Source organism: Pseudooceanicola lipolyticus (assembly GCF_002786325.1).
GTDB lineage: Bacteria > Pseudomonadota > Alphaproteobacteria > Rhodobacterales > Rhodobacteraceae > Pseudooceanicola_C > Pseudooceanicola_C lipolyticus.
Genome location: NZ_PGTB01000232.1, coordinates 1 through 4546, shown reverse-complemented (window position 1 = coordinate 4546; position 4546 = coordinate 1). Strand labels below are relative to the sequence as shown.

Here is a 4546-nt window from a genome sequence, read left to right as displayed (position 1 = left end):
CGAGACCACCGGTGCCGGCGATGCCTTCAACGGCGGCTTTGCGGCGGCTCTGGCGCAGGGCGCGGCACCGCTGGAGGCGGTGCGCTTTGGCTGCGCCACGGCAGCGATTTCAGTCACCCGCGCCGGTGCCGCTGCGGCAATGCCGCAACTGGCCGAGATCGAGGACCTGCTGGCGCGGGGCTAGGACCCGGGCCCGAGGCTCAGGTCAGGTGCTGGCATTCCGGCACCGGCGTCAGCACCGTGCCCTCGCGGAAATAGTGGATCAGGTTGTCGCCGACCAGTTGCGCCATCGCGCGGCGGGTCTCGACCGTGGCGCTGGCGATATGGGGCTGCAACACCACGTTGTCGAGTTCGCACAGCGCCTGCGGCACAACCGGTTCATGTTCGAACACGTCGAGCCCGGCGCCGCCCAGCCGGCCATCCTGCAACGCCGCGATCAGCGCGGTTTCATCGACCACCGGGCCGCGCGCGACATTCACCAGGATGCCCTCGGGGCCCAGCGCCTCGATCACCTCGGCATTGATCAGGTGATGTGTTTCGGCGCCGCCCGGGGTGATGACAATCAGCACATCGGCCTCGCGGGCCATCTCGGTGAGATTGGCGTAATAGGTATAGGGCACGTCCTTGGGGCTGCGCGTGTGGTAGAGGATGCGCGCACCGAAAGGCGGCAAACGGTCGGCGATGGCCTGGCCGATCCGGCCAAGGCCGACAATGCCCACCGTGCGGTTCTGCGGGCTGACCGTCAGCGCGGCGTTGCCTTCGCGCTCCCAGCGCCCGTCGCGCACATAGCGGTCCAGCATCGGCAGTCTGCGCGAGGTCGCCAGCCACAGCATGATCGCGGTATTGGCGACATCGTCGTTCAGCACGCCGGGCGTGTGGGTCACGATGATCCCGCGCGCGGCGGCGGTTTCGGCGTCGATGCCATCATAGCCGACACCATAGCAGGAGACGATCTTGAGATTGGGCAGGGCCGCCATCACCGCAGCGGGCAGCCCGACCGTGCCACTGGTAGCGACCGCGGTAAAGCGGGCGCCATGTTCGGCCAGGAAGGCGGCTTGGTCCTTCTCGCCCGGCAGATCATAAAGGGTGAATTCGGGCTCGAGCATGTCGCGCAGGCGGGTGTCGAGGCCGGGAATATACAGTAGATCAGGTTTCATCGGTTCAGCGATCCGCCGCCACGGTCTGGCGCTGCCGGCCCAGCCCGGAAATGGTCAGTTCCATCACGTCACCCTCCTTCAGGAAGACAGGATCAGGTTTCATCCCCAGCCCGACGCCCGGCGGGGTGCCGGTGGCGATCACGTCGCCGGGATGCAGGGTGAAGAGCTGCGACAGATGCGCGATGATCTGCGCCACCGAGAAGATCATTGTCGCGGTATTGCCGGTCTGGCGTCGCTCGCCGTTGACATCCAGCGCCATGTCCAGCGCCTGCGGGTCCGCCACCTCGTCACGGGTCACCAGCCAGGGGCCGGTCGGGCCGAAGGTGTCGCAGCTTTTGCCCTTGGTCCATTGCCCGGTCAGCTTGTTCTGGAAATCGCGCTCGGACACGTCGTTGACGATGCAATAGCCGGCGACATAGTCCAACGCCTCGGCCTCGGAGACATATTTGGCGGTGGTGCCGATCACCACGCCCAGCTCGATCTCCCAGTCGGTGGCCTGCGAGCCGCGCGGCATCACCACGGTGTCGTCGGGGCCGACAATCGCCGAGGTGGCCTTCATGAACAGGATCGGGTGCTCAGGGATCTTCGAGCCGGTTTCGGCGGCATGGTCGGAATAGTTCAGCCCGATGCACATCATCTTGCCGATGCCGCCCACGCAGGGGCCGAAGCGCGGATCGCCGGTGACCTCGGGCAGCATTGCCACGTCCAGCGCGCGCAGCCGGTCAAGTCCGGCATCGGAGAGCATCGCGCCGGTGATGTCGGAGACATGGGCGGAGAGATCGCGCAGCGTGCCACCCTCGTCGATCAGGCCAGGTTTTTCCGCGCCGGGCGCGCCGTATCGTACCAATTTCATGCCGCGTCTCCTCAGCTTCGCATTTGCGACCTGATTACCCGCCGCCCGGCCGAAAGGCCAGCGCCCACCAGCGCATTAGTAATGCGGCGGACGTTCGTCGCCCAGGACCACGCCGCCGGCGCCTTCAGCCTCGCGCTGGGCCTCGCGTTCCATCAGCAGGCGGACCTGGCGCAGCAGCCGGTCGATTTCGGATTGCTGGCGGGTGACGATGTCGTTCAGGTCGTCAACCGTGCGGGTCAGATGGGCGATACGTTCTTCGAGATGCTGCATGGCGGGCCTCCGTGGCGCCCTGATATCATTGCCGCCCGTTCCGGGCCATGCCTTTAGGCGGCATTCGGCGGCGCCAACGCGCATCTTCGGCGGGAGAATTTGCCAAAGACAAGACGAGGCGGGCCGCTTGCCCCTTGCGGGGGCTTGGGCTAGACCGCGCGGCAAACGGGATAGGCGGGACATACCCCAGATGGCCAAGGTCAAGAAACAGCCGCGCCCCAAGGCGGAGACGCCGAAAGGGTTCCGGGATTATTTCGGCGCAGAAGTCACCCAGCGCGCCGAGATGCTGCGGACGATTGCCGGGGTCTATCATCGCTATGGCTTCGACGCGCTGGAAAGCAGCGCGGTGGAGACGGTGGAGGCGCTGGGCAAGTTCCTGCCCGATGTCGATCGGCCCAACGAGGGCGTGTTTGCCTGGCAGGAGGCCGAGGACGAGGGCAAGGGCGACTGGCTGGCGCTGCGCTATGACATGACGGCGCCGCTGGCGCGGGTCTATGCCCAGCATCGCAACGACCTGCCGACCCCCTACCGGCGCTATACGATGGGGCCGGTCTGGCGCAACGAGAAGCCGGGTCCGGGGCGGTTCCGGCAGTTTTATCAATGCGATGCAGATACCGTCGGCACGTCGAGCATGGCGGCGGATGCCGAGATCTGCGCGATGCTGGCCGATACTCTGGAGGCGGTGGGCATCGCGCGCGGCGATTACCTGATCCGGGTGAACAACCGCAAGGTGCTGAACGGAATACTTGATGGGCTGATGGTCGACAATGAAACCTCACGAAACTTGCCCGCACGCAATATAGAAGAAGCGCTCAACGCTAAGGTTAGCGATTTCGAACTGGTAAATCCCGACGACATACTTCGTACAATCGATAAGTTCGACAAAGTTGGTGCCGAAGGTGTGGTCGAACTACTCACCACAGGGCGGATAGATCAATCCGGGGCATTCATTGATGGGTTGGGTTTGTCCAGAAAAGATGCTTCGCGCGTAGTCCGTTTCATGGAGTGCCGCGGCCGGGATAACACTGAAACGTTGCAAAATCTGCGGGAGTTAATGGGCGGCCCGGACACTCAACTTCAATTGGAGAATGGTGCAACCGAAGAAGGGCATGACGGGATCGAGGAACTGCAGGCCATCGCCGACCTGCTGGAGGCGCAGGGCTATGGCCCCGACCGCATCGTCATCGATCCCTCGGTGGTGCGCGGCCTCGGCTATTACACCGGGCCGGTTTTCGAGGCCGAACTGACCTTCGAGATCCTCGACGAGAAGGGCCGCACCCGGCAGTTCGGTTCGGTTGCCGGCGGCGGGCGCTATGACGACCTGGTCAAGCGCTTCACCGGGCAGGCGGTGCCGGCCACCGGCATCTCGATCGGCGTCGACCGGCTGTTGGCGGCGCTGCACGCCAAGGGGCGGATCTCGGCCGAGGCGCGCGGACCGGTGGTGGTCACCGTGATGGACCGCGACCGCATGGCCGATTACCAGGCGATGGTGGCCGAGCTGCGCCAGGCCGGGCTGCGGGCCGAGGTCTACCTGGGCAATCCGAAGAATTTCGGCAACCAGTTGAAATATGCCGACAAGCGCCACAGCCCGGCGGCGGTGATCGAGGGCGCCGACGAAAAGGCGCGCGGCGTGGTGCAGATCAAGGATCTGATCCTGGGCGCCGAGATCGCCGCACAGGCGACGCTGGAGGAATGGAAGGAAAACCCCAGCCAGATCGAGGTGCCGCGCGCCGAGCTGGTGGCGCGGGTGCGCGAGATCGTGGAACGGGGCCAGAGCTGATGCCGACACGGGGAGAGGTGCTGGCCCGCGCGGCCGAGCTGCGCGCGGAATTTGTCGCCGCCGGGGCGGCGGTGGTGGAAACGCCGATCCTGCAGCCGGCCGAGCTGTTGCTGGATCTCTATGGCGAGGATATCCGGGCGCGCGCCTATGTCACTTCGGACGCGCTGCGCGGCGAGCAGATGCTGCGGCCGGATTTCACCGTGCCGGTGGTGCAGATGCATATGGCGGGCGGCGCCGAGCCGGCGCGTTATACCTATGCCGGCGAGGTGTTCCGCCGGCAGGAACATGACCCGGACCGCGCCAATGAATATGTGCAGGTCGGATACGAGGTGTTCGACCGCGCCGATCCGGCGGCGGCCGATGCCGAGGTGTTTGCGCGGATCGCGGCGGCGCTGGCCGGGCTGCATCTGCGCGCGGCCACCGGCGATATCGGTATCCTGATGGCGGCGGTGCGGGGGCTGCGCACCACCGAGCGGCGCAAGGCGG

General features: G+C 65.9%; 6 protein-coding genes. 3 read left to right on the top strand and 3 right to left on the bottom strand.

All coding sequences use genetic code 11. The features are described 5' to 3' along the window. A partial coding sequence (locus CVM52_RS23850) for a PfkB family carbohydrate kinase (protein ID WP_240621062.1) occupies positions 1–184 on the top strand: 184 nt, incomplete at its 5' end. A gap of 16 nt (positions 185–200) precedes the next feature. Here the strand turns inward: CVM52_RS23850 and CVM52_RS23845 are convergent. The 3 genes from CVM52_RS23845 to CVM52_RS23835 all read right to left on the bottom strand — a co-directional run bounded on the left by CVM52_RS23845 (position 201) and on the right by CVM52_RS23835 (position 2280). Then, positions 201–1157, bottom strand: coding sequence for a 2-hydroxyacid dehydrogenase (locus tag CVM52_RS23845; protein WP_100164818.1), 957 nt, complete (start codon positions 1155–1157; stop codon positions 201–203). Positions 1158–1161: 4 nt separating this feature from the next. Continuing rightward, positions 1162–2010: a fumarylacetoacetate hydrolase family protein gene (locus CVM52_RS23840; RefSeq protein WP_100164817.1), complete on the bottom strand. Its 849-nt coding sequence runs from the start codon at positions 2008–2010 to the stop codon at positions 1162–1164. A 75-nt stretch (positions 2011–2085) separates the two neighbouring features. Then, positions 2086–2280 (bottom strand): SlyX family protein, encoded by a 195-nt coding sequence (locus tag CVM52_RS23835; RefSeq protein ID WP_100164816.1) that lies wholly within the window; start codon positions 2278–2280, stop codon positions 2086–2088. 190 nt (positions 2281–2470) lie between these two features. Between CVM52_RS23835 and hisS the strand changes: the two genes are divergently transcribed. After that, entirely contained in the window at positions 2471–4060 is a 1590-nt protein-coding gene (gene hisS / locus CVM52_RS23830) for a histidine--tRNA ligase (RefSeq protein WP_100164815.1), read from the top strand. Beyond that, positions 4060–4546 (top strand): ATP phosphoribosyltransferase regulatory subunit (locus CVM52_RS23825; protein ID WP_205965016.1); only part of this gene is annotated, 487 nt, incomplete at its 3' end. The genes hisS and CVM52_RS23825, both read left to right, overlap by 1 nt.

Excerpts from the sequence above, each read along its gene's own strand:
- CVM52_RS23840 (WP_100164817.1), bottom strand. The coding sequence starts at position 2,010 with ATGAAATTGGTACGATACGGCGCGCCCGGCGCGGAAAAACCTGGCCTG.
- CVM52_RS23845 (WP_100164818.1), bottom strand. The coding sequence starts at position 1,157 with ATGAAACCTGATCTACTGTATATTCCCGGCCTCGACACCCGCCTGCGC.
- hisS (WP_100164815.1), top strand. The coding sequence starts at position 2,471 with ATGGCCAAGGTCAAGAAACAGCCGCGCCCCAAGGCGGAGACGCCGAAA.
- CVM52_RS23835 (WP_100164816.1), bottom strand. The coding sequence starts at position 2,280 with ATGCAGCATCTCGAAGAACGTATCGCCCATCTGACCCGCACGGTTGAC.